This is a genomic window from Affinundibacterium nitidum, assembly GCF_014284155.1.
GTDB classification, from domain to species: domain Bacteria; phylum Pseudomonadota; class Gammaproteobacteria; order Burkholderiales; family Burkholderiaceae_D; genus Undibacterium; species Undibacterium nitidum.
Genome location: NZ_JACOFZ010000004.1, coordinates 158303 through 180605 on the forward strand (window position 1 = coordinate 158303; position 22303 = coordinate 180605).

Sequence of the window (22303 nt, forward strand, 5' to 3'; positions counted from 1 at the left end):
CGGGTGCAATTATTGTAGATCGATCTAGGAGTCAACGATGAAACGTGTAACAGGTATAGGCGGCATTTTCTTTCACGCTAAAGATCCTAAGGCATTGTGCGCTTGGTATAAAACGCATTTAGGCATTGACGTGCAAGAGTGGGGCGGCGCAGCATTTAGTTGGACCGACGATAGTGGTACGCCCGTTGGTGGTACGACGATTTGGTCGATTGGGGCAAATACCAGCGATCATTTCGCACCAAGCACGTCTCCATTCATGATTAACTATCGCGTCGCTGATCTCCATGCCTTGGTCAAGGTGTTGAAAGAAGAGGGCTGCCAGGTATTGGAAAAGATCGATGAATCTGAATACGGTAAATTTGCTTGGGTGATTGACCCTGAAGGCAATAAAGTCGAATTGTGGGAACCACCTGCGGGCCAATAGATAACGCTTTGGGTGGTATTAGCGTTGATACTCTTTAGTGCTTTATGGAGTCGTATAGCTGTTCATATTTTTTAGGAGAAATTCATGCACTGTAGATTAAAGGCTTCCTTGTTTATCTGTACAGTTTTTACTTCTTTCTTGTCTATGCAGTCAAATGCGCAGGCACAGGTGAATAGCACTTCGATCAATCTTGAGTGTGCAGGATCAGGTTCGATTTCAGCGACCCAAACTGCGTTTGAAAATCGCTATAACCCAAAGACAAAGAGCTATGAACGTATGGCGGCGCAAACCATGGTGCGTCGCCCCTTCTCTGGAATTAGCCACGTTGAAATAGCTGGTAATAGCCTTCGTATTAGCCTACCGCCCGATATGGTGCCCTTGATTAACAGCATGAAGGACGGTTGGTTCAACGTTGATGATCTCTTTATGAATGAGCGTGAAATTACAGGGAAGGTTCATATCAATGGGTTTTCTCAGCCAGACTTGCGTATCGATAGGACAACGGGTTCCATTTCTATCCATAATGGACTGACAGATTTCTCCGGTAAATGTGAGCTCGTCGATGCCAATGCTAAGCCTAAGTTCTAATAAGCCGAGGTAACAGGAATGCGAATCTTCGCTTAGAGCGAGCGTAGAGGTAGTTAATTACGAAAAACCGAATTTGTTTGATGTGGACTGGAGATTTGTTTGTGAATTATGAGAGCATGGTAGATCAAGCGACACGCGCTGAGCTTGTTGATATTGCCGCCGGATGGGGCCAAGGGCGGGCGACTTTTGGTGGTTTGCTTGGGGCTTTAGTTGTCGCTCATTTGCAGGGTGCTTTAGCGCGCAAAAGCGAGCCGGGCAGTCAGGTTTCTTTGGTGTTGCGCGCTTTAACCATCTCCTTCGTGGCACCAGTGGAAGTGGGGCAGGTGAGTATCAGCAGTGAAGTGCTTCGCAGTGGCAAATCAGTGACACAAATGCTGTGCACCATGAAGCAGAACGGGCAGGTTTGCGTCAGTGCCTTGGCAAGTTTTGGGGCGGCGAGGCAGTCTCGGGTGGTTGTGGCATCGGCGGCTGCGCCGCAGATCGATTCCCCTGAAGCTGGGCGCGTGATTCCGAATTTGGAAGGTATCGCCCCAGAGTTTACAAAGCTGATTGATTTTAGATTTATCAATGGCGAACTCCCCTTTAGTGGCGCCGCGACTTCTCATATCGAAGGATGGATGCGCTGGAAGCCTTCAGCTGGTGTGAAGACACCAACGGCTCGTTACCTCGATTTGGTGGCGTTGATCGATGCCTGGCCGCCAGCTGTTTTGCAAATGCTGGCGCAACCAACTCCCTCTTCTAGTTTGACTTGGACCTTGGAATTTCCCGCGATCGATGACGCTCAGTTATCGACAGAAGCTAACCCTTGGTGGCAGTATCGTGCCGTCACAGAAAGTGCACAGAATGGTTACGCGCATATTTCATCGCATTGCTGGGACCAAACAGGGCGATTGGTGGCAATTAGTCGGCAGACTGCTACGGTATTTGCTTGATATGGGAAGCTTTCGGGGCCAAGGGGGCGACGCTCATCGAATCACAGCAATTCATTTCAATAGGGAGTACGCATGAATTTATCTGTACTGAAGCACTTAGTTGTTAGCATTTTCATCTCGGTTTGTTTTTCAGATTCTGCCGTAGCCCAATCCATGTATAAGTGTGTGCAAAACGGACAAACGACCTATCAAGCAACGCCGTGTCCGCAGCAAGCGAAGCAAAATACCTTAGATCTTAAATTGAAAACGCCTAGCGCAGCTTCTTCCGCAGCGACTTCATCGGGGCCGGCGAATAGTCCCGAGGTTGAGCGAACTATCGAATTTATCTCGACCTATCAGGCGTGCGCAGGGGTAATCAAGATGTTTGCAGATGAAATGTCTGTCCCGTATGAGCAATGGCGTGTGCGAAATGCAAAAATGGTTGCTCGTATCGAAAATGATCCTGCATTACTTGCCCAGATCGAGAAAAAAGCTGCCGTGAAGCGCAATGGTAAGGCTGGCATCTGTCGCCCAGTAGGTTTAGAACTGCGCGGTGTAAAAGAGTAGTCCCCAAATAGAAACTAAGGCTGGAGAACATCTGATGAAACTTGACGATTTGTTGTTGCAGGTGAGCTCTCATCAAGGAGTCTTTTTATGTGAAGGCATTCGCCATCCCGAACAACGCAAGGAAGTGCAATTTTCGCATCATATCTCTACCATTTTGAGTGAAACAACTTTGCCCGATATAGGGCGTCTCCATGATTTCTATGCGACCTTTGGCAGCATTACATTTTTTGTTGATGAGCTGAGTGGTGATGAGGGAAAACACTTGGCATCACCTGAAAATTGGGCAGAGCTAGACGCCGAGTTTCGAGGTTGGATAGATCATTTTAGCGAAGAAGAGAAAGAAGACTATCTGCCAGATTGGGTTGACACCTGTTTGGTCATTGGAGAAGAGCCGCGCACTGGAAACTACCTATTGATGCCCACTCGAGGCGAGAGTGAAGGGCGCGTGTTTGTCTTTGATCATGATGGCTATGAGTTTGTCGATGAAGCAGAGGATATCATTGCCTATGTCGAGTATATGCTCAAGCCGGACAATGCATTGTTGGTGAGCTTGGCGTCGCATATGCGGTTTATCGAGGAAGGTTCGCAGCATCAGTGGTGGATCCTCGAACTACGTGATAATCGCGGCAATTTCGCTACCACCGCTGCCTAACTTGACGCCCCAGTTTATGTTGAAAATGACGACGAACTTCACGCCGGAACAACTTCAGATTCAATCGTTTTCAGTGGCATATGCCGACGAAGTTTGTCGCCTCATTTTGTCTATTCAAAGAGAGGAATTTGGCCTTCCCGTGACTTTGGAGGGGCAGGCTGACTTATTGAATATCCCTGATTTCTATCAGCGGGCAAACGGGAATTTTTGGATTGCACTGGTTAATGACCACGTGGTTGGAACCATCGCATTACTAGATATTGGAAACGCACAAGCTGCCTTACGTAAGATGTTTGTTGCCTCAGAGTGTCGAGGGCAACATCTTGGTGTCGCCGCTACTTTGTTAAGAACATGCCTGAACTGGGCGGCTTCTAAGCAAACGCGTGAAGTTTTTCTCGGTACGACTGTGCAGTTTTTAGCCGCACATCGCTTCTATGAAAAGCACGGTTTTACAGAGATCGATCGACGCATTCTCCCTTCAACATTTCCGATCATGTCTGTCGATACAAAGTTTTATCGACAAACGATGGTATGGGAATGATGGCTTTTTTGCATTCTCTTCTTTATGCTGCTTTAAAACAAAAAATAATTAGCTAAGCTACACTGCCAAGCATTCTGTGGTCGAGTCATTCTGCTGGTCCTTATACTTTGATTTTTCATTAGATTGCCTTGGAGATGCTTATGTTTACAACTTCATTGAAAACTACGCGCTTGCAGAGCCTAATGGCATTGCTTGCTTTGTCCTCTTTGCTCGCAGCGAATGCCAAAGCACAAGAAATGACTTCTGCTGCGGACGCTAGCAAGCCTACCTTGTCTACCGAAGGTCCTCCTTTGTGGGAGATCGGTGGTTCAGGATTTGCGGTGAGTCGGCCCGCTTATCCTGGTTCGGATACGTATATTAGCCGTGCGCTCGTAGTGCCATTCTTTTTGTATCGTGGTGAACATTTGCGATTGGAACGTGGTAACACGGGCTATAGAGCGGTTAAGACGCCTCGTTTTGAATTTGATATTGGATTTGCCGGTGCGCTAGGTTCAAGTTCCGATAAGGTGACTGCACGACGTGGTATGGATAAACTCGGTCATATGATCGAGTTTGGTCCGCGTTTGAATTGGTATTTAACTGATCCGGAGCAAAATGGGCGTTGGCGTTTTGAACTGCCGTGGCGCGCTGTGTTTGAGTTGAATGATGGTTTGCAACGCCGCGGTTATGCAGTGGAGCCGGAACTACAGTTTGATCGCCGCGCGAGCGGTGGATGGCGTTATACAGCAGGCGTGTCTGCAGTGTGGGGTAGTAAGCCATTAGCAGATACTTTTTATCGTGTAAGAGCGGATCAAGTACTTCCAGATCGATCTGCTTATGACGCTAAGTCTGGCCTCTTGGTTTGGACACTATTTACATCAGTGATGAAGCCCATCGACAAAGATTGGCGCTTATATGCCAACTTTAGAGTTGATAGCGTGGTTGGTGCGGCAAATGAGAAAAGTTCCTTGGTTCGCCGTAAAACTGCACCTTCCTTGTTACTGGGTGTGACTTACACTTGGAAACAATCAGAGCGCAGAGCCGGTGAATAGCATCTGAGAGGCAGCGTCAGGATAACTCAGTCATATCCTTAGCTCGACGCTGCCTTCCTCCTACCTTTCAATTTATAGCTGTAGGTTTTGTGGGCACTGAAATTCGAGTTAATACGCACATGCCGGTCGAGCAATGCGTCGCTGACGATGAGACTCGATTGCGGGAGCAATTAGTCTCTCTCATTTTGAGGAATGCACCCTTGATGCTTGCACTGCGTGCAGCGAGTCAATTAGGGCTAGAATCCTGGGCGATTGGCGCTGGGGCGATTCGTTCTTTGGTTTGGGACCACTTACACGGTTTTACATTGCCGACTCCCGTGTCAGACTGGGATTTCATTTATTATGATGCAACAAGCTCACAACTCTGCGATGAACTGAGTGTTAAACAGTACTTGCAGAAGTCCTGTCCAGAATTTCAATGGGATGTCGTGAATCAAGCGACCGTGCATTGGTGGCTGTCGAAGCAGAATGGTCTCGCGATGCCACCATTTACAAGTTTGGAGGATGGCATTGCTTCATGGCCAGAGACAGCAACTTGTGTCGCGGTCAGTTTGGACCATGCGGGAAATGTGACGATTATTTCGCCACTAGGCTTAGCAGATCTGTTTGATATGCACGTACGCTTTAACCTACGCTGCGCCAGTGTTGATGCCTATCGCCAACGTATTGTGAGTAAGCGGTTTGACCAAATCTGGCCCCGCTTAAAAATCACTCAAGCTTGAAACCATCAACGCTGCCTAAGTTAGGCGACACTCGATTCTTTGATTAAAGGGAGGCGGAAGTAGAAGGTAGAGCCGACGCCTTCTTCTGAGCTAAATCCAATTTCGCCCTCCATTCTCTGAACCATTTCTTTGCAGATAGAGAGTCCCAAACCAGTGCCGCCTTTCTTGCGGGTGCTACTACCATCCACTTGGGAAAACTTCTTAAATATCTTGTCCTGAAATTGAATTGGGATGCCTTCACCATAATCACAAACGGCAATTTCTAGTGTGTTTTCATGGGGTGTCAGGCGTATATCGATATGGCTATCTGGTTTTGAGTATTTGGCTGCGTTCGACAAAAGGTTTGACATAATTTGTTGGAAGCGTTGGCCGTCACAACGAATTCGGTAATCATGTTCACTCTCTAGAACGAATTTGACTTGATATTGTTTTGCATAGCTCTGATTGGTCTCCATGGCTTGCGCTAGTAACTCGCGGATGTGATGCTCCTGAATCGTAAATTCCATTTTGCCAGCCGCCAGTTTATCCATGTCTAAGATGTCATTGATGATCAATGCTAATTGCTGCCCGTTTTGTAAGGCAATGCGGATCATCTTATCTAAAGCATCGGGCAGTTTTCCGAAAACACCACCTTCCATCAAACGCAAAGAGCCGATGATGGAAGTGAGTGGGGTCCGCAGTTCATGACTGACAATCGAAACAAATTCGCTTTGCATTAGCTCTAGCTGTTTGCGGGCACTGATATCGCGAACCACAAAGATGAGTTCGACGTGGTCTTTGCGTTCTGTTGCTGTGACACTGATCTCGATATCTACCTGATTGCCGATCGCGTCTGTAATATTGCTTTCAATATTGAGGGTCGGAATTTGACCGGGTCTGAGCATTTCACAGCCTTCAAGGAAGTGTTCGAGTTGCTCACGCACTTTGAGATTGTCATCGCGATAAAGGCGGCTAAAGAAATTGTATGGAATAAAATTGAACTCCGGTATTTTCCAGATCGCTAGTGCCGCAGGGTTGATTGACTTGATCTCACCTTGTAAGTTGGTGCTGACAATACCATCGGCAACATTGTCCAGAATCGCCTGCGTATATTCTGCACTGTCTTGCAGTTTGGTTTCTGCTGCTATCCTTGCGCTCATATCGATGACTTGGAAAATCCAATATCCTTGTTCTAGCTTTCGTCCTTCAATCAGTGCGATGCTAATTAGGCAGGTGACATAGCTTTCATCTTTTCTTTGTAAGGCAATTTCGTACTGTAGGCTATTGTTGTCCTGATGTCTCCAGTGTTTGAGTAGATGCTCGACATGTAATTCGGGTGCTAAGCTATCACTACTGATGTCATGCATTTCTTCTTCGGTATATCCAAGAATCGCAAGCAGAGTAGGGTTGATATTGAGCCATCTTCCTTTGATCGAAAGTAGGGCCATGCCTTGTGGTGCTGTAGTGAATGCTCGCATGAATTGCTCGCGACTTTCATTGAGGGCAATTGCAGCGATTGATTGTAGGCGGTATGAGCGAATGATGCGCGCCAAAAGAAAAGAAAGTAGAGCGCCTATCGTCCAACCAATCAAGCGAATACCCCAAGTGAGCCAAGCTGAGGTTTCGTATTCTGAGTATTGGGATAATAGCTTCAGATTGCGTCCTGGAACGTCGATATTGAGCGCTACGCTGTCGTCAAATTCAGTTTTACCTGACGACCAAATTATTTTACTCGAGCTCAAATTTGCATCAGACGTGCTTGCTTCAAGATCTTGTAGCCCGATATTCATCTTTAGCTCAGATGCTCGTTTCGTGACTTTCGAAAAGACAGATTTGACATCGAGGACGGTGCTCACCAATCCCCAATATTCGTTGTTGTTAATAAAGACCGGCACTCGATAGGCTAAGCCTAGTCCACCTTGCTTTAATTCAAAGGGACCTGCCAAAGCAGCCGTTTTACTCTGGATAATTTTTTGAACAGCGGGCCATTGCGCAGGGTTATCAGGGTAATACAAACCAATAACAGATTCGTTACCTTGTAGCGGTGCGACTAAATGAATGCGGTTTCCTGGTGCGATCGCTATGTTTCGGATATTGGTTTCGGACTTCTGCAAGTTGTGCATCCAAACTTGAATTTCGTCCTTTTCATAGTGGCCATTCTTCGCTTGAATATAAGACACCATCCCAGTTGCGAGATGAATGCTTGAATTGAGCTCCGATTCAAGCAGTGCTCGGATTTCGCCTGCATGGCTAATGAGGTTTTGTTTAGTCAGACTCTTTTGTCGCTGTACCTCCTCGAATAAGAGCAATTCTGTGGCGATCACAACACCGACTAACAATAGCAACGGCAGCCATGGCGTGATAAGGCGGCGCATGACTGCACTTTCATTATCTGCTTTATGGCGCATTTTATGCATGAAATAGTGCGAACGAAGATGTGTAATATGATTCAACCACATTCTGGAACAACTGTGCGCTTAGAGACTATCTGATGCTTTTAAACTGTTGCATAACGATGTGTTTGTGGCAGTAAAGCTAATAAAAAAACGCGATGAAAGTCGAATTGATGTTCGTCAGTTTGTTCACTAATGACCGATTATTCCGCTTCATTCCTCAAATTGTGCGCTCTATCTCAAACAGAAGGCAGATCAACATCAACTTCTTTACTCTCTCATCATCGAATTTATTTTCAAGCGTAAGGACCTAGTCCTGCGACTACTCAAGGAGTGAGCGATGTTAGAGATCAAGAGTGTTGTAAAACAATTTGGCCCGCAGATGCGTGCAGTTGACGATGTCAGTATGAGTTTGAAGCGCGGAGTTGTTGGCCTTATTGGACATAACGGGGCGGGGAAAACGACATTGATGCAGATGATTGCCACTTTGAGTAAACCAAGCAGTGGGCAGATCATTTTTCAAGGTGTCGATATCGTTAAACACCCTGACGCCATGCGTACTCGCTTGGGTTTCCTGCCGCAAGATTTTGGTGTCTATCCAAATTTAAGTGCACTTGAGTTGATGCAGTATTTTGCTGGTTTGAAAGGAGTGCGTGACCCTGAACGTATTCGTTATCTCCTAGAGTTGGTCAATTTGGCAGAGCATGCAAAACGCAACGCTGCTTTATTTTCCGGAGGTATGCGAAGACGTTTGGGTATTGCGCAGGCCTTGCTTAATGACCCCGATATCCTCATCGTTGATGAGCCGACGGCGGGTCTTGACCCTGAAGAGCGCTTGCGTTTTCGTAATTTATTAGGCGATTTGGGGCAAGAGAAACTGGTGATTATGTCGACGCATATCGTTTCTGATGTTGAAAGCATCGCCAGTGAATTGGCGATTATGCGTAAGGGGCGTTTAATTGGTTTCGATACACCTGAAAACATGATTACTCAGGCGCGCGGACAGGTGTGGTCGGCGCAAGTTTCCGCCGAGGAGTATGAGCAACTTAAAATCCGTACGCAGGTCTTGCAAGCGCAACGGCAAGGCGATCTCTACCAATTGCGCGTCGCTCATCCGTTTGCGCCAGTGAGTAATGCGAGTTTGACTGAGCCTAGTTTAGAAGATGCTTTGATGGCGCAACGTTATTCTTTGCAGGAGGCCGAAAATGTCTAAGGCGAAGATGGTTTCACTAAGTCTCGGTGCCGGCGACGTAGTCAGACATACGCCCACTGCTGGTTGGCAGCAACATTGGAATACGATGCAGATTTTGATCCTGACCGAAATACGTTTACGTGCACGTCGTTGGACCAGTTTAATCGCTGTGTTCTTGATGGCGGCTATGTGCTGGAACATCATATCTGACCCCGCTTCAGGCTACGCGATGATTGTTATAGATCGAGCACGCGTGTTGTACACCAGTTCGGCTTTAGCGCTAGGAAGTTCGAGCTTGCTCAGTATGATCATGTTGTTTGTCGGTTTTTTCTTGGTGCGAGGCAGGGTCGCAGATGATATTCGTACTGGCATCGGTAGTCTGATCGCAGCGAGCCCAGTGAGTAATGCAGTATTCCTCTCTAGCCGTTGGATCGGCGGGGTTTTGTATTTTTTGTTGTTGATATTTGCTGGCATGCTGTCAGTCATTGCTCTGCAGATGGTGCGTGGTGAGCCAGGAATTGATTTCTGGGTGTACCTACAAACCTATAGCCTTGTGTTTATTCCACTTGCTTTTTATGTCGTGAGTTTGGCCCTACTGTTTGATAGCGTTCCCTTTTTGATGGGTAAGCTTGGTGATCTTTTATTCTTTATTTTGTGGATAGCCCAATTGAGTTTGATTTCGAAAGTAATGGAGTTGGGAAAAGGGGAGAGCTCGGCATGGTTTATTTTTGATTTTTGCGGACTGGTGACGACGGTTGCAAATCTGCAGGGTCAATTAGGCACGAAAAATTTCTCGCTCGGCGGCAGTAATTTCGATCCGGCTTTAGCGCCTATCGTTTTATCCGCATCCTTGTGGTCAGTGAAATTGACTGTTTTACGCGTGGCGACAGCCTTGTTTGCGCTATTGCCCTTGTTGCTGGCATTCCCTTTGTTTCATCGCTTCTCTCCAGATCGTGTGAAACAATCGCAGTCTCGCAAACGCCGTACGCCAATTGAAATTTTGAATCAATGGAGTCGCCCTTTAGCGCGCTTTGTTCAGCCGCTGATGAGTGTTGCGAATCGTATGCCAAATTTTTTCGGACAAGTTGTAGCCGATACAGCGCTGACTTTGATTTCTGCACCAGTGTTTATCTTGTGCCTGGTCGTGCTAAATGGTTTTGCTTTGTTCAGTGACGATAAAGGTTTATTTTCAGTCGTGCCCTTTATCGTGATGGCATGGGGAGTCTTGATTGTAGATATCAGCACACGAGATTATCAGGCAGGCATTGAAAGCATGACAGCCGCCGTCAGCGGCGGAGTCGAGCGACGTTACCTGCGCCAGTTGAGTGCTTGCATGCTGTTAGCAATGATGTTTGGTGGGGTCGCTATATTACGTTTGTTAAGCGCAGAAGGCTTTGTCGTGTTGATGTTGTTGACAGGTTTTGTGGCAGCTTCTGCGATGGCTTGTGCAGCAGGAAGAATCACACGTAGTGCTCGACCTTTCCTATCTTTATTCTTGTTCTGGCTGTATGTCGCTAGTCAGGCAAAAAGTATTCCAATGATAGATTTGTTTGGATTTAATCATGTTGCAACACAGTCAACCTTAATCCTAATGTGCGAGTTGGCGGTAGCGTCATTGATCGTGGGTATTGGTTATAACAAATGGAAGAACAGCTAGTCCTGTCGGCGCATGCACTGAAGTTAACAAGGGGTGAATTGCTTCACCCCTTGTCTTATTCAACGACCGAAGTGTTGTAATTTGGGAAGCTCTAGCACTTAGCGATGATCTTTTTGCCATGTTTTTTGCCCTAGGTGCGAGAGTCATGGTAACTTAATGCAATATATTGCCCTAGGTAAATTTTCTGGGCGTGAACTCTATTTTGCAAATGATAGGCTGAGTGTGGAATTAAGACGTAGCCCCCGAATCAATGTCACTTGGCGCGGCGCTTTTCGAGCGGCCGACGGCAGCATTTTGCCGATCAAAGTGATCAATATTTCAGATTCCGGTATCTTGTTTCAATGCCCACAACCTGCGGTGATGAACCGTGATCACCAAATGATGTTGGAGATTCCGCATATTGATCAAATCGCCAATATGTATAAAGTGCCGTGCAAAGTAAAAGTGATGCACTGTATTTTGAGTGGTGACTTTTTCCGTATTGGCGTGCAATTTATCGAGCTCTCCGAATTGCATCGCGATTTGGTTGCTGCTTGGGTGTCGATGACCAGTCGCCTCGACCCTTAATTCGTACCCGGGTAGGCGAAGTGACCCGCTTCCTGACACGCTTTCCTTGTTCTTACTCTCTCATCGCGGTAGAATAGCGAAGTTTTGGTGCTCGCCGACATAGTCATGTTGGCGGTTAAACGGGAAACATAGAGCGAATTTATTTGCTTAAGTGTGCTGCCCCCGCAACGGTGAACAAGCGCAAGAAGTTCTTCTTGCCAGCCATCCTTCAATACCACTGTGCTGTATGCATGGGAAGGTCAGATGGTGATGCTTGTCAGCCCGGATACCGGCCAAAATAAGTGAAGTGCCGCGAACGGGGATGTTCGAGTGTGTGCCAGTTTTCTGCTGCATTGCTTTTTCCTTTTCCGCATTTTGTATTCAAGCACCCAACGGGGATCTCGGTTGCTTGTGACTTATTTATTCAAAGTGTGTATGAAACCTATCTTCAAATTATTCGCAACCGCTGCTGCGGTGGCTGCCGCATTTCCTGCTTCTGCAAATTCCATTAACTTCAACGACAACGATAACGAGACGACCGAACGCGTGATTATCACCGCTGGCCGCCAAGCACAGGTCGCCAAAGACGTGCTGGCTGATAACGTCGTGATTACGGCAGAAGACATCGCTAAATCTGGCGCGACCAGTATCGTAGACCTCTTACAGCAACAACGCGGTATCGAGATTTCGCGTACCGGCGGGGCAGGTTCGGTATCGTCCATTTTCGTACGCGGTGCAGGCAATGCGCAAAGCGTGGTGTATATCGATGGCGTTCGAATTGGTGCTTCGACCACAGGTGGTGCAACTTGGAGCACGATTCCTCTGGCGCAAATCGAGCGTATTGAGATTGTGTATGGTCCATTATCTAGCTTGTATGGCGCGGATGCGATGGGCGGCGTGATTCAATTGTTCACGAAGAAATCGAGTAAGGGTACAAGTGCTAACGTTAGCTTTGGCGCCGGCACAGATCATTTGCGTAAATTATCTGCGGGAATTTTTGGAGCCGATCAGAGCGGTTTTCAGTATGCTTTAAATGCAGCGCGTGAGAACAGTGATGGTTTTAGTGCTTCCAAGCCAGCGTCTGGTGCTTTTACTTACAACCCAGATAAAGATGGATATACGCAAAAGAGCTTCAGCGGGAATCTGGCATGGAAGCTTGATCCGAATTGGACTGCAGGTGTCAATTTCTTGCAGAGTACGCTCGATGTACGTTTCGATGCTGGTGCGAGTTATGACGATCGCAGCCAACAAAAAATGGACAACACGGCTGCTTTCATCAAGGGAAAAGTAAGTGCAGATTGGAGTACGAGTTTGCAATATTCTCGCGGAAATGATCGTGTATTTTCTGACGCGTCTTATGGTAAAAGCAATGCAGAGACGCTACAACGCGGCTGGAATTGGCAAAACAATGTGGCCTTCGGTCGCGATGTGTTGCAATTGATCGTCGAGAAGCGCGAAGAAGACGTGAAGACTACTACGGCAGGTGTGGGCGGTGAACGTGACACGACTTCGTATGCGGCAGCTTACACTTTAAAACAAGACGCGCATTTGGCAACAGCCAGTGTCCGTCGTGATCGTAGTTCTCAATTCGGCTCGCATAATACTTACAATTTGGCTTACGGTTATCGCTTAACAGAAAATCTGCGTGCGAATATTAGTTATGGCACGAGCTTCCGTGCACCAAGTTTTAATGAACTGTATTACCCAGGCTATGGTCTCGATATTAACCGTCCTGAGCTGGGCAAAAATAAAGAGATCGGTTTGTTGTGGGACGATAATGTCACGATGTTCAGTGCTGTTTACTATGAGAATAAAATCACTGATTTGCTTGCGACTGCCAATCCCTGCCCTGTTCAGCAAAGTACACATAAATACGGCTGTGCTTACAACATCAATAAAGCGACCTTGTCTGGCTTCACATTTAGTGCTTCGACAAAATTCGATCAATTGATCTTACGTGCAACGCTCGATATACAAGATCCAAAAGATGATTTGACAGGTAAACGTCTAGCGCGTCGTTCTAAACAACATGCGACTTTAGGTGCCGATTATCGTTGGCAAGATTGGACCTTTAGCCTAGAAAATGTGTTGTCCAGCGAACGTTTTGATGATCAAGCCAATAAAAATCGCTTGGGTGGTTTTGGCGTGCTTAATTTAGTGGCGAACTACCAGTTTGCAAAAAATTGGAACGTACTCGCGCGCTGGAATAACGTCGCTGATAAGAAATACGAATTGGCGCGTAATTACAATACGCCTGGCTCCAACGTCTATATTGGTTTGAATCACGGCTTTAACTAGGCCTGTAGTAACTGAGCTTCCGTTGAAGGCTCATTTTTAGGAAAGCACCCAGACTATGCCACAAGTCATGACAGCGCAAAGAGCACTCGTCTTGCTGATCGCAATGGCGGTGCTTTCCCTCATGAGTCTGCTGTTCGCCTGTGTTACAGGCTCAGTCAGTTTATCTTTTCCCGAGTTGTTTTCTGCACTAAACGAGCTCGTGCATGGTCAGCGTGAAAGCCTTGCTAGTAGTGTTTTGGATCTACGCTTGTTCCGTGCCTTGAGCGCTTTCGTGACGGGTGCAACCTTGGCTTTAGCCGGTGTTTTAATGCAAGCGCTACTGCGCAACCCGTTGGCCGACCCTTATGTTTTGGGCTTGTCGGGCGGCGCCTCGGTTGGCGCTTTGGCGACCATTCTGTTTGTTGGTGCGGGTGTCTTGGTCGATATATCGGCTTTTGCAGGCGCCATGTGTGTGGCTGCACTCCTGTTCGGTTTGGCTTATCGTGATTTTCGCGGTGCGGGCAGTGCGGAAGGTAGCACGCCATTGTTGCTACTTACGGGTGTGATTGTGGCTTCTGGTTGCGGTGCCATTGTCACTTTGCTGTTGTCGATTGCGCCTGATCATAGTCTTCGTGGCATGGTGTTCTGGATGATAGGTGACTTATCGAATACCCAACCGCGCTATCTTTCTTGGGCGATTTGGATAGGCGTCGCGGCTTTGATGTTATCGAAAGCGAGGGCGATCAATATCGCTGCAATGCATGCCGATAACGCACGTGCCTTGGGTGTAAATGTGGGGCAGCTCCGTCGGCTTTTGTTTATATGCGCTGCCTTGCTCACCGCGAGTGCAGTCAGTACCGCAGGCAGCATAGGTTTTGTTGGTCTTATCATTCCACATGCGTGTCGTTTCAAATTTGGGCCAGATCATCGATTGTTGATACCTCTGGCGAGCCTAGGTGGCGGCGCTTTTTTAGTGGTCGCAGACACCTTGGCAAGAACCATCGCTGCGCCGCATCAATTGCCGGTTGGTGTCATCACGGCGATGATAGGCGTGCCAGTATTTTTGTTCCAACTCCACCAGTTGCGGAGGCGTTAATATGAACAACACCTCTAGCGTCAATTTCTCGGCCTTGTTATCGACTCAGGATTTGGTTCTACAAGTCGGCGCGCGCGTCTTAGCGCAAGGCCTAAGTTGGCAAGTTAATCGTGGCGAGTGCTGGTGCATTATTGGTCGCAATGGTGCTGGGAAGTCGACTTTGCTGCGCACCTTAGCTGGCATGCGCGATATTCAAGTCGGTAAGGTGCTCTTGCAGGATAAGAATCTGCACGATTGGGATTTGTTTGAACTAGCCAAGCTGCGTGCCTATCTGCCGCAAGGGTGGGTAGATGCCTTTGCCTATCGCGCTTTAGAAACCGTATTAAGTGCGCGCCATCCTTACCAAGACAATCATTATTGGGAGTCTGGCGATGATGTGCAAATCGCGATGGCGGCGATGCGCTTGCTCGATGTTGAAGACTTGGCGCAACGTGATGTGCGCAGTTTGTCGGGTGGCGAGCGGCAGCGTGTGGCGATCGCCGCCTTGTTGGCGCAAGACGCTGAATTGTTGCTATTGGACGAGCCTGCCAATGCTTTAGACCTGGCGCATCAAGTGAGCGTGATGCAAATTTTGGCGCAGAATTGCCAGCAAAAAAATAAAGCGGTGATCATGGTCAGCCATGATCTTAATCTCTCCTACCAAGTTGCTACCCATGCTGTATTGATGATGCCTGATGGTAGTTGCTTGTTAGGACTGAAAGAAGAAGTGATGCAAGCCCATCATTTGGGCACTTGCCTAGGTCACCCCATTGAGCGATTTGTGCACGGATCGCAAACGCTTTTTCTACCGACGGTGAGCGCATGAATATCAAGGACGAAGTCGAACGCCAAGCCATCAATGAGCGCCATGCGCAAAGGATGCAACGTAAGAAGCAATTGATTGATGAAAAAATAGCGAGCGCGCAAATTCGACGTGGATTGATCGTGATGAATTGCGGTAATGGTAAAGGCAAGAGCTCGAGTGGTTTGGGAATGGTCATGCGTGCCTTAGGCCATCAGAAGAAAGTCGGTGTCGTGCAGTTCATCAAGGGCGCGATGTCAACTGGTGAAGAAAAATTTCTGCGTCGGTTTCCAGAAGAAGTTGAGTTTCATGCGATGGGCGAAGGTTATACCTGGAATACGCAAAATCGTGAACGCGATATCGCTAAGGCGCAGGCCGCTTGGGAGCAGGCAAGAAAGTTTTTGAACGATCCTACTATCGCGCTGGTGTTGTTAGACGAAGTCAATATTGCGCTCAAATATCACTATCTCGATGTACAAATGGTGATCGAAGATCTACAGCAAAGACCTCCAATGCAACACGTGATTTTGACTGGGCGAGGTGCCTTGCCTGAGGTGATTGCGATCGCCGACACGGTCACAGAAATGCAAGAAGTTAAGCATGCGTTCAAGAGCGGCGTCACTGCACAGGAATGCATAGAATGGTGAATTTTGAGTCATCCTTGGCGCCGATCTTGATGATTTCTGCCGTGGCATCAGGCCAGGGCAAAACAACAGTCACTGCAGCTTTGGCCCGCTACTTTAGGCAAGCAGGAAAAGTGGTGCGCGTGTTTAAAACAGGTGCGGATTTCATTGATCCCATGATGTTGGAACAAGCCAGTGGTGATGTCGTGGAGTCGCTCGATTTATGGCTCAACGGTGAAGAAGAATGCCGTCGTTTGCTCCACCGAGCAGCGCAAAACGCAGACCTTGTTTTGATTGAAGGTGTCATGGGTTTGTATGATGGCGCACCTTCATCGGCTGACCTCGCGAATGCTTTTGAAGTACCAGTGGTCGCCGTGGTTGATGCATCAGCCATGGCGCAAACAGTGGGAGCTGTGGCCTTAGGCTTACGTGATTTCGGCCCTGTAAAATTGGCAGGCGTGATCGCCAATCGCATTGCATCTGATGGACATCTGCAGATGGTCAAAAGCGCATTGCGTGATATTCCTTTATTGGCGAGCTTGCTGCGTCAACCCTGCACTTTGCCAGAACGACATTTGGGTTTGGTGCTCCCCGAAGAGCAGATCGATTTGGAGCAAACTTTAGATCAATTAGGAAGCAGTCTGCGACTGGAAACCGAGGCATGGGCTCAACTGCTGTCAGCGAATAACGCTCAAAATTTCGCCGTACAGTCGGGTAGAACGCAAGCGGTGAATGTATTACCTGAGACAGCAAAACTACTACAAGGTAAAACCATCGCCATCGCCCGTGATGCGGCTTTTGCTTTTATCTATCCAGCTAACCTCGCTTGTCTAAAAGCACTAGGTGCGCAGTTGGAATACTTTTCTCCGCTCCGTAATGAGGCTGTGCCTGAGCACGCAGATGCAGTATTTCTGCCGGGAGGATATCCGGAATTGCATGCCAAGGCACTGCAAGATGCGCATGTTTGGCAAGCGTCGATCAGGCGTGCTCATCGTCAATGCTTGCCTATTTATGCGGAATGCGGTGGCATGATGAGTCTTGGCGAACAACTGGTCGATAGTCAGGGAAAGAGTTGGGACATGGCGGGCCTTTTGCCCGGCGTCATACATATGCAGAAGTCGCTGCAAGCTTTGGGCATGCAGAGTATTCAGAACGCACATGGTGAATTGCGCGGACACACTTTTCATTTCTCACGTTTCGATACACATTTGACGCCGAATCAGTTCACCCTCAAACATATCGCGCACGAGAAAACGCTAGCACCGGTCGAAGGTGAGGCAATCTATAAGCTAAATGGCTTACATGCCTCCTATTTCCATGCCTACTTTTCATCTAACCCTCGTGCATCAGCGCATTTATTTTTGAAGATGGAGTGATATGGCGAGTTTGTATGAACGCATTGCTTGTCTTAGTACCGAAGCCGTGGAAGTGATGTACGCCTTGGGTGCGGAAGATTTGGTGGTTGGCATTTCTGGGTATTCTGTTCACCCGCCTCGAGCGCGGCTGGAGAAACCCAAAGTCAGCGGCTTTTCATCGGCAAAACCTGAGAGAATAATGGCGGTCGAGCCTGATCTGGTATTGACGTTCTCGAACATGCAGTCTGAGTTGTGTCGACAGCTAGTGGCTGAAGGTGTGGAGGTGCACGCCTATAATCAGTACACCATCGCCGGGATTTTTCGCATGATACGTAGTGTCGCGGCATTGATTGATAAGCGCGATGCGGGAGAACAATTGGTACAAGAATTAGAAGATCATATCGCTGCAATACGGTTAGCCGCGGCTCGATGGTCACGTCGCCCTCGAGTTTATTTTGAAGAGTGGGATGCACCGATGATCTCGGGAATTTCTTGGGTGTCTGAGCTGATCCTCATTGCTGGTGGGGTAGATGTTTTCGCAGACTTGGGAGCACAACAACAAGCGAAACATCGTATTATCGAAGACGCGGAGGAAGTCGTGCGACGTGCGCCTGATATCATCATCGGATCTTGGTGTGGTAAGAAGTTTCGGGCTGAAACCTTAGCCGCGAGAGACGGATGGGATCAAATCCCCGCAGTAAGGAACAACATGCTGTTTGAGATTAAATCGCCTGATATTTTGTCGCCGGGCCCAGCGGCGATACGTGAAGGATTGAGTCAATTACATCGCTGCATTGAGCGTTGGCATGAAGCGCAATAGACGACTTAAATGGGCACCTGAATTGCGTCGTGAGATTGTGCTGTTTTCAATCAGAGATCATAAATAGAATCAACAAAGAGTCGAAGTAGCATGAAAATTCAAAGCTTAATGGTACAGGGTACGACTTCCGATGCGGGCAAAACCACTATCGTGACCGCTTTATGTCGGCTACTGCAACGCCAAGGAGTGCGCGTAGTACCGATGAAGCCACAAAATATGGCGTTGAATAGCGCTGTTACCGCCGATGGTGGCGAGATTGGCCGCGCTCAAGCTTTGCAGGCGCAAGCCGCCGGGCTTGCACCTCACACCGATATGAACCCTGTGTTGATCAAACCTTCGTCTGACACTGGCGCTCAGATCGTTGTGCACGGCAAAGTGCGCGCCGACATGAATGCTCGCGATTACGATCAATACAAAACAATTGCGATGTCGGCGGTGTTGGAGTCTTACGGTCGATTGCAGTCACAATATGACAGCATCATTGTCGAAGGAGCGGGAAGCCCAGCGGAGGTCAATTTACGTGCACGTGATATTGCCAATATGGGATTTGCTGAGGCGGTCGATTGCCCGGTTATTCTGGTCGCTGATATCGATCGTGGCGGTGTGTTTGCGCACTTTGTTGGGACGCTCGCTTGTTTGTCTGAGAGCGAACAAAACCGCATTATTGGTTTTGTGATTAATCGTTTTCGTGGCGATATCTCCTTGTTGGAGCCGGGCCTTGATTGGTTGGAGCAGAAGACAGGAAAGCCCGTGTTAGCCGTGATACCGTATTTACATGGTCTGATGCTCGACGCAGAAGACGCAATTCAACTGAAACAAACCCAATCGGGTAAGTTTAAAGTGATTGTGCCAGCAACGCCGCGTATTTCGAACCACACAGATTTCGACGCTTTGCGCGCGCATCCCGATGTGGATTTACAGTTTATTGGTCCCGATCATCCTATCCCCGCCGCAGATTTAATTATTCTGCCGGGCAGTAAAAATACCCGTGACGATCTCGCATTCTTAAAGCGTGGCGGTTGGCAAACTGTGTTAGAGCGCCATTTACGGTACGGTGGCAAAGTGATCGGTATCTGCGGCGGCTATCAAATGTTGGGTCAAGTGATTGATGACCCACATGGCGTTGAAGGACAGGCTGGGGAGTCTGATGGTTTCGGGCTCCTCGACATCACAACTGAACTGACACAAGAGAAACGTTTGCAGCAGGTACAGGGTGTGTGCGCTTTCAGCGATGTTAAAGATAGTCGGGTTGAAGGCTATGAAATCCATATGGGCTTGACCTATGCCAGCAGTGATACCTTGCCCGCATTCTTGATGCAAACTGAGGCTGGAATTGAGGAGGAGGGCTGTCGTTCGCCAGACGACCAAATTTTGGGAACGTACTTGCATGGTGTTTTTGATCATCCACAAGCCTGTCGTGCTTTGCTAAAATGGGCTGGTCTAACTAGTGAAGTTGCAGTAGACCTGAATGAATTGCGCGAACAAAGCATTGACAGAGTAGCAGACGCTTGCCAAGGATTGTTAGATAAATTACAAGCCTTGTAGCGATATTGTGTTTCTTAAACAATCTTTCTAGTCAATTTATAGGGCTCTTTACATTCGATAATTTCTCTTCTGCAATTGCGCTTACCTATTTCCGCTATAATGCGCGCCAATTGTCACGAACTATCCTTTGCACGGTCTTGGTCGCTGAAAAGATAGGATTGTGTCTCAATGTAAATGGAACGTAGTCTTTGTTTCGTTCCTCTCAGGTTTTGTATCAAAGTGTTTCTTTTAGAGCATCGCGCTGAACTTTTTTGCGCTGCACCACGTCGAAGCTACATCTTTAATTACTTTTTGGTTCCCATATGTCATCAGCAACATCCCCATTTCGTCTCGCCTTAATTCCTTTGGCTTTAAGTTTGGCTTTCAATGCCTCCGCATTGGCGCAAGAAGCGCCTAAAGAAACGGTTAAGCCAGAGCAAAAGCCTGTAGTACCAGCGAAGCCAGCAGTGCCGGCCAAGCCAGTCGCAGCGCCAACACAAAAGGTTGAGATCAGTGGTGCAAAAGGATATGACGAGCGCCGTCAAGACACGGCAAGCAAAATCGTTGTTACCCAAGAAGAAATCCAGCGCTATGGTGATTCCAATATTGGAGATGTTTTAAAACGCCTTCCTGGCGTGACGATCGGTGGTGTGCAAGGCCGTGGAGGCGCAATTCGCATGCGTGGTCTTGGCGCTGGCTACACACAAATTATGTTGAATGGCGAGCCAAGTCCACCAGGTTTCTCGCTTGATTCGATTGCACCTGACAATATCGAACGTATCGAAGTATTCCGTTCCGCAACCGCCGAATTAAGTACGCAAGCGATTGCCGGCGCGATTAATATCGTCTTGAAAAAAGCGATCGTGACTGCCCAACGTGAACTAAAACTGGGGATGAGCGAAGAGAATGGTAAATATGGTGCGAACGCCAGCTTGCAATTGTCCGACAAGGCTGGTCGTATGTCCTACTCCGTTTCTGGCAATTTGAATCATGGCGATTTTGAACGACCATCAATTAGCGATGAAGTGATGACCGATGCCAATGGCAAGCAAGTATATGCACGTCGTACAGAATCAAAAAGCAATGGTACCTTTAGTTTTATCGGTTTATCACCACGCATTAATTGGATGCTCGAAAATGGTGACATGCTCACGTCACAGAGCTTCATTAACGCCAATCGCTTTACTTTCAATAACTCAGATCTGACCAGCACAACGGTGCCAGATGAACGTTTATATTTGAATAGTGCTTCGAATGGTAGCTCCTCTTCCGCTTCGGCCCGCACCAATTTGAATTGGGTACATAAACTCGCTGACAGCGCTAAACTTGATGTGCGTTTTGGAGCGAACGTCAACCGTCGCACCAGTGATAATACATTTGTCGGCAATTCGTCAAAACAGACCTTAATACGTACCGCAAACTCAAGTAATACCGACAATGGCTTTACTTTCGGTGGTAAATACACCGCGCCTTTCGTTGAGGATCATGCGATTGCAGCGGGCTGGGATGGTGGTTACAGCACACGCGAAGACGACAATAAACAGGCGGATACTTTAACCGGCAATGGCGCGATTCGTCCAATTAACTTGAACGAAACGTTTAACGCAGATGTCACGCGTCTTGCTATGTACGTGCAAGATGAATGGACTGTGTCCAAGCTGTGGTCTATTTATGCAGGTATTCGTTGGGAAGGTATTGATACCCATAGTCAAGGTAGCGATTATGCTGAAGTGAATAATCGTTCGAGTGTGATGAGCCCAATTTTGCAAACTTTGTACAAACTACCAGGCAGCAAGAACGACCAGATTCGTGTAGGTTTGACTCGCACTTACAAAGCACCGGACACAGGTAATTTGATTCCGCGCCGCTTTATTTCTAGCAATAATAGTGCGACTAGCCCAGACCGTATGGGTAACCCAAACCTGAAGCCAGAGCTGGCTTGGGGTCTTGATACTGGCTTTGAGCACTATTTGCCTGATGGCGGTATTTTGAGTGTGAATTTCTTCTTGCGTAAGATAGACGATTTCACTCGCACCGGCGTAAGCAATGTGAATGGTACGTGGATTGCGATGCCAGTTAATGATGGTCAAGCGACTACGCGTGGTGTCGAATTTGATGCAAAGTTCCCATTGCGCACATTGATGGATGATGCACCAGCAATCGACTTCCGCGCTAACTTGGCGTTTAATTCTTCGACAGTCAATTCTGTGCCCGGTCCAAATAATCGTTTGGATGCTCAAACACCCGTGAGCGCCAACTTTGGTGTGGATTACAAGCTCAATGATATGCCACTCACCGTCGGTGGAAATTTAAACTTCCAGAGTGGTGGTCCAGTGCGTATCTCGGTAAATCAAGGTTCTTACTCGATTCCAAAACGCGTACTCGATGTGTATGCACTTTGGAAATTTGATAACTTGACTAATATTCGCGTTTCACTTGGAAATGCGCTGCATCAAGATAACATTAACTCAAGTTCTTATACGGACGCCTCAGGTTCTTTAGTGCGCAGCACCAAGACACCAACCAACTTGGCTTTGCGTGTGAACTTCGAACATAAATTCTAAGATGTTTAGTTAGTTTGAGTTGTGATTAAAAAAAGCGTCGAATGGTTGAAAACCAATCGA

Annotated in this window: 20 protein-coding genes and 1 riboswitch; of the genes, 19 read left to right on the forward strand and 1 reads right to left on the reverse strand. The window is 47.7% G+C overall.

Translation table 11 applies throughout. The features are described 5' to 3' along the window. Positions 1-37 precede the first annotated feature (37 nt). The 8 genes from H8K36_RS12285 (at position 38) to H8K36_RS12320 (ending at position 5436) form a co-directional block, all read left to right on the forward strand. Complete coding sequence (locus H8K36_RS12285; RefSeq protein WP_186916771.1) at positions 38-424, forward strand: VOC family protein; 387 nt, start codon at positions 38-40, stop codon at positions 422-424. Between the two features lie 84 nt (positions 425-508). After that, complete coding sequence (locus H8K36_RS12290; RefSeq protein WP_186916772.1) at positions 509-1012, forward strand: hypothetical protein; 504 nt, start codon at positions 509-511, stop codon at positions 1010-1012. Between the two features lie 101 nt (positions 1013-1113). Beyond that, the gene (locus H8K36_RS12295) at positions 1114-1944 is read left to right on the forward strand and encodes a thioesterase family protein (RefSeq protein ID WP_222611212.1); all 831 of its coding nucleotides are present in this window, start codon (positions 1114-1116) and stop codon (positions 1942-1944) included. A 72-nt stretch (positions 1945-2016) separates the two neighbouring features. Next, positions 2017-2490, forward strand: a complete 474-nt coding sequence (locus tag H8K36_RS12300) for a DUF4124 domain-containing protein (protein ID WP_186916774.1) — start codon at positions 2017-2019, stop codon at positions 2488-2490. Between the two features lie 34 nt (positions 2491-2524). After that, complete coding sequence (locus tag H8K36_RS12305) at positions 2525-3142, forward strand: SMI1/KNR4 family protein (protein ID WP_186916775.1); 618 nt, start codon at positions 2525-2527, stop codon at positions 3140-3142. A gap of 25 nt (positions 3143-3167) precedes the next feature. Beyond that, positions 3168-3683, forward strand: coding sequence for a GNAT family N-acetyltransferase (locus H8K36_RS12310; protein WP_222611213.1), 516 nt, complete (start codon positions 3168-3170; stop codon positions 3681-3683). Positions 3684-3823: 140 nt separating this feature from the next. Continuing rightward, entirely contained in the window at positions 3824-4714 is an 891-nt protein-coding gene (locus H8K36_RS12315) for a MipA/OmpV family protein (RefSeq protein WP_186916777.1), read from the forward strand. A gap of 119 nt (positions 4715-4833) precedes the next feature. Continuing rightward, a complete protein-coding gene (locus H8K36_RS12320; RefSeq protein ID WP_186916778.1) occupies positions 4834-5436 on the forward strand; it encodes a nucleotidyltransferase family protein in 603 nt (200 codons plus the stop codon). 20 nt (positions 5437-5456) lie between these two features. Here the strand turns inward: H8K36_RS12320 and H8K36_RS12325 are convergent, their stop codons facing one another. Further along, positions 5457-7790 carry an ATP-binding protein gene (locus tag H8K36_RS12325; protein ID WP_186916779.1) on the reverse strand — a complete coding sequence of 778 codons (2334 nt, stop codon included), beginning with the start codon at positions 7788-7790 and terminating at the stop codon, positions 5457-5459. Positions 7791-8148: 358 nt separating this feature from the next. Between H8K36_RS12325 and H8K36_RS12330 the strand changes: the two genes are divergently transcribed. The 11 genes from H8K36_RS12330 (at position 8149) to H8K36_RS12380 (ending at position 22243) form a co-directional block, all read left to right on the forward strand. After that, positions 8149-9021, forward strand: a complete 873-nt coding sequence (locus tag H8K36_RS12330; RefSeq protein WP_186916780.1) for an ABC transporter ATP-binding protein — start codon at positions 8149-8151, stop codon at positions 9019-9021. Continuing rightward, positions 9014-10657: a hypothetical protein gene (locus tag H8K36_RS12335; protein ID WP_186916781.1), complete on the forward strand. Its 1644-nt coding sequence runs from the start codon at positions 9014-9016 to the stop codon at positions 10655-10657. Before H8K36_RS12330 ends, H8K36_RS12335 begins: the two co-directional genes overlap by 8 nt. 156 nt (positions 10658-10813) lie before the next feature. Then, positions 10814-11224: a PilZ domain-containing protein gene (locus tag H8K36_RS12340; RefSeq protein WP_186916782.1), complete on the forward strand. Its 411-nt coding sequence runs from the start codon at positions 10814-10816 to the stop codon at positions 11222-11224. Between the two features lie 68 nt (positions 11225-11292). Continuing rightward, positions 11293-11515, forward strand: a riboswitch (cobalamin riboswitch). A 123-nt stretch (positions 11516-11638) separates the two neighbouring features. Next, a complete protein-coding gene (locus H8K36_RS12345; RefSeq protein ID WP_186916783.1) occupies positions 11639-13501 on the forward strand; it encodes a TonB-dependent receptor domain-containing protein in 1863 nt (620 codons plus the stop codon). Positions 13502-13556: 55 nt separating this feature from the next. Continuing rightward, positions 13557-14576, forward strand: a complete 1020-nt coding sequence (locus tag H8K36_RS12350) for a FecCD family ABC transporter permease (protein ID WP_186916784.1) — start codon at positions 13557-13559, stop codon at positions 14574-14576. Between the two features lies 1 nt (position 14577). Continuing rightward, on the forward strand, positions 14578-15381 hold the full coding sequence (locus H8K36_RS12355) for an ABC transporter ATP-binding protein (RefSeq protein WP_186916785.1): 804 nt from the start codon (positions 14578-14580) through the stop codon (positions 15379-15381). Further along, positions 15378-16004 carry a cob(I)yrinic acid a,c-diamide adenosyltransferase gene (gene cobO, locus H8K36_RS12360; protein ID WP_186916786.1) on the forward strand — a complete coding sequence of 209 codons (627 nt, stop codon included), beginning with the start codon at positions 15378-15380 and terminating at the stop codon, positions 16002-16004. Before H8K36_RS12355 ends, cobO begins: the two co-directional genes overlap by 4 nt. Further along, positions 15998-17356, forward strand: a complete 1359-nt coding sequence (locus tag H8K36_RS12365; RefSeq protein WP_186916787.1) for a cobyrinate a,c-diamide synthase — start codon at positions 15998-16000, stop codon at positions 17354-17356. The genes cobO and H8K36_RS12365 overlap by 7 nt, the downstream gene beginning before the upstream one ends. A gap of 1 nt (position 17357) precedes the next feature. Next, positions 17358-18155: a cobalamin-binding protein gene (locus H8K36_RS12370; protein ID WP_186916788.1), complete on the forward strand. Its 798-nt coding sequence runs from the start codon at positions 17358-17360 to the stop codon at positions 18153-18155. A 90-nt stretch (positions 18156-18245) separates the two neighbouring features. Next, on the forward strand, positions 18246-19700 hold the full coding sequence (locus H8K36_RS12375; protein ID WP_230404598.1) for a cobyric acid synthase: 1455 nt from the start codon (positions 18246-18248) through the stop codon (positions 19698-19700). A 302-nt stretch (positions 19701-20002) separates the two neighbouring features. Then, complete coding sequence (locus H8K36_RS12380) at positions 20003-22243, forward strand: TonB-dependent receptor plug domain-containing protein (protein ID WP_186916789.1); 2241 nt, start codon at positions 20003-20005, stop codon at positions 22241-22243. Positions 22244-22303: the final 60 nt, after the last annotated feature.

Bases quoted from the DNA above. Each gene is read 5' to 3' on its own strand.
- H8K36_RS12320 (WP_186916778.1), top strand. From the start codon at position 4,834: ATGCCGGTCGAGCAATGCGTCGCTGACGATGAGACTCGATTGCGGGAG.
- H8K36_RS12365 (WP_186916787.1), top strand. From the start codon at position 15,998: ATGGTGAATTTTGAGTCATCCTTGGCGCCGATCTTGATGATTTCTGCC.
- cobO (WP_186916786.1), top strand. From the start codon at position 15,378: ATGAATATCAAGGACGAAGTCGAACGCCAAGCCATCAATGAGCGCCAT.
- H8K36_RS12350 (WP_186916784.1), top strand. From the start codon at position 13,557: ATGCCACAAGTCATGACAGCGCAAAGAGCACTCGTCTTGCTGATCGCA.
- H8K36_RS12345 (WP_186916783.1), top strand. From the start codon at position 11,639: ATGAAACCTATCTTCAAATTATTCGCAACCGCTGCTGCGGTGGCTGCC.
- H8K36_RS12380 (WP_186916789.1), top strand. From the start codon at position 20,003: ATGTCATCAGCAACATCCCCATTTCGTCTCGCCTTAATTCCTTTGGCT.
- H8K36_RS12340 (WP_186916782.1), top strand. From the start codon at position 10,814: ATGCAATATATTGCCCTAGGTAAATTTTCTGGGCGTGAACTCTATTTT.
- H8K36_RS12285 (WP_186916771.1), top strand. From the start codon at position 38: ATGAAACGTGTAACAGGTATAGGCGGCATTTTCTTTCACGCTAAAGAT.
- H8K36_RS12325 (WP_186916779.1), bottom strand. From the start codon at position 7,790: ATGCGCCGCCTTATCACGCCATGGCTGCCGTTGCTATTGTTAGTCGGT.
- H8K36_RS12305 (WP_186916775.1), top strand. From the start codon at position 2,525: ATGAAACTTGACGATTTGTTGTTGCAGGTGAGCTCTCATCAAGGAGTC.
- H8K36_RS12310 (WP_222611213.1), top strand. From the start codon at position 3,168: ATGACGACGAACTTCACGCCGGAACAACTTCAGATTCAATCGTTTTCA.
- H8K36_RS12375 (WP_230404598.1), top strand. From the start codon at position 18,246: ATGAAAATTCAAAGCTTAATGGTACAGGGTACGACTTCCGATGCGGGC.
- H8K36_RS12300 (WP_186916774.1), top strand. From the start codon at position 2,017: ATGAATTTATCTGTACTGAAGCACTTAGTTGTTAGCATTTTCATCTCG.
- H8K36_RS12370 (WP_186916788.1), top strand. From the start codon at position 17,358: ATGGCGAGTTTGTATGAACGCATTGCTTGTCTTAGTACCGAAGCCGTG.
- H8K36_RS12290 (WP_186916772.1), top strand. From the start codon at position 509: ATGCACTGTAGATTAAAGGCTTCCTTGTTTATCTGTACAGTTTTTACT.
- H8K36_RS12330 (WP_186916780.1), top strand. From the start codon at position 8,149: ATGTTAGAGATCAAGAGTGTTGTAAAACAATTTGGCCCGCAGATGCGT.
- H8K36_RS12355 (WP_186916785.1), top strand. From the start codon at position 14,578: ATGAACAACACCTCTAGCGTCAATTTCTCGGCCTTGTTATCGACTCAG.
- H8K36_RS12335 (WP_186916781.1), top strand. From the start codon at position 9,014: ATGTCTAAGGCGAAGATGGTTTCACTAAGTCTCGGTGCCGGCGACGTA.
- H8K36_RS12315 (WP_186916777.1), top strand. From the start codon at position 3,824: ATGTTTACAACTTCATTGAAAACTACGCGCTTGCAGAGCCTAATGGCA.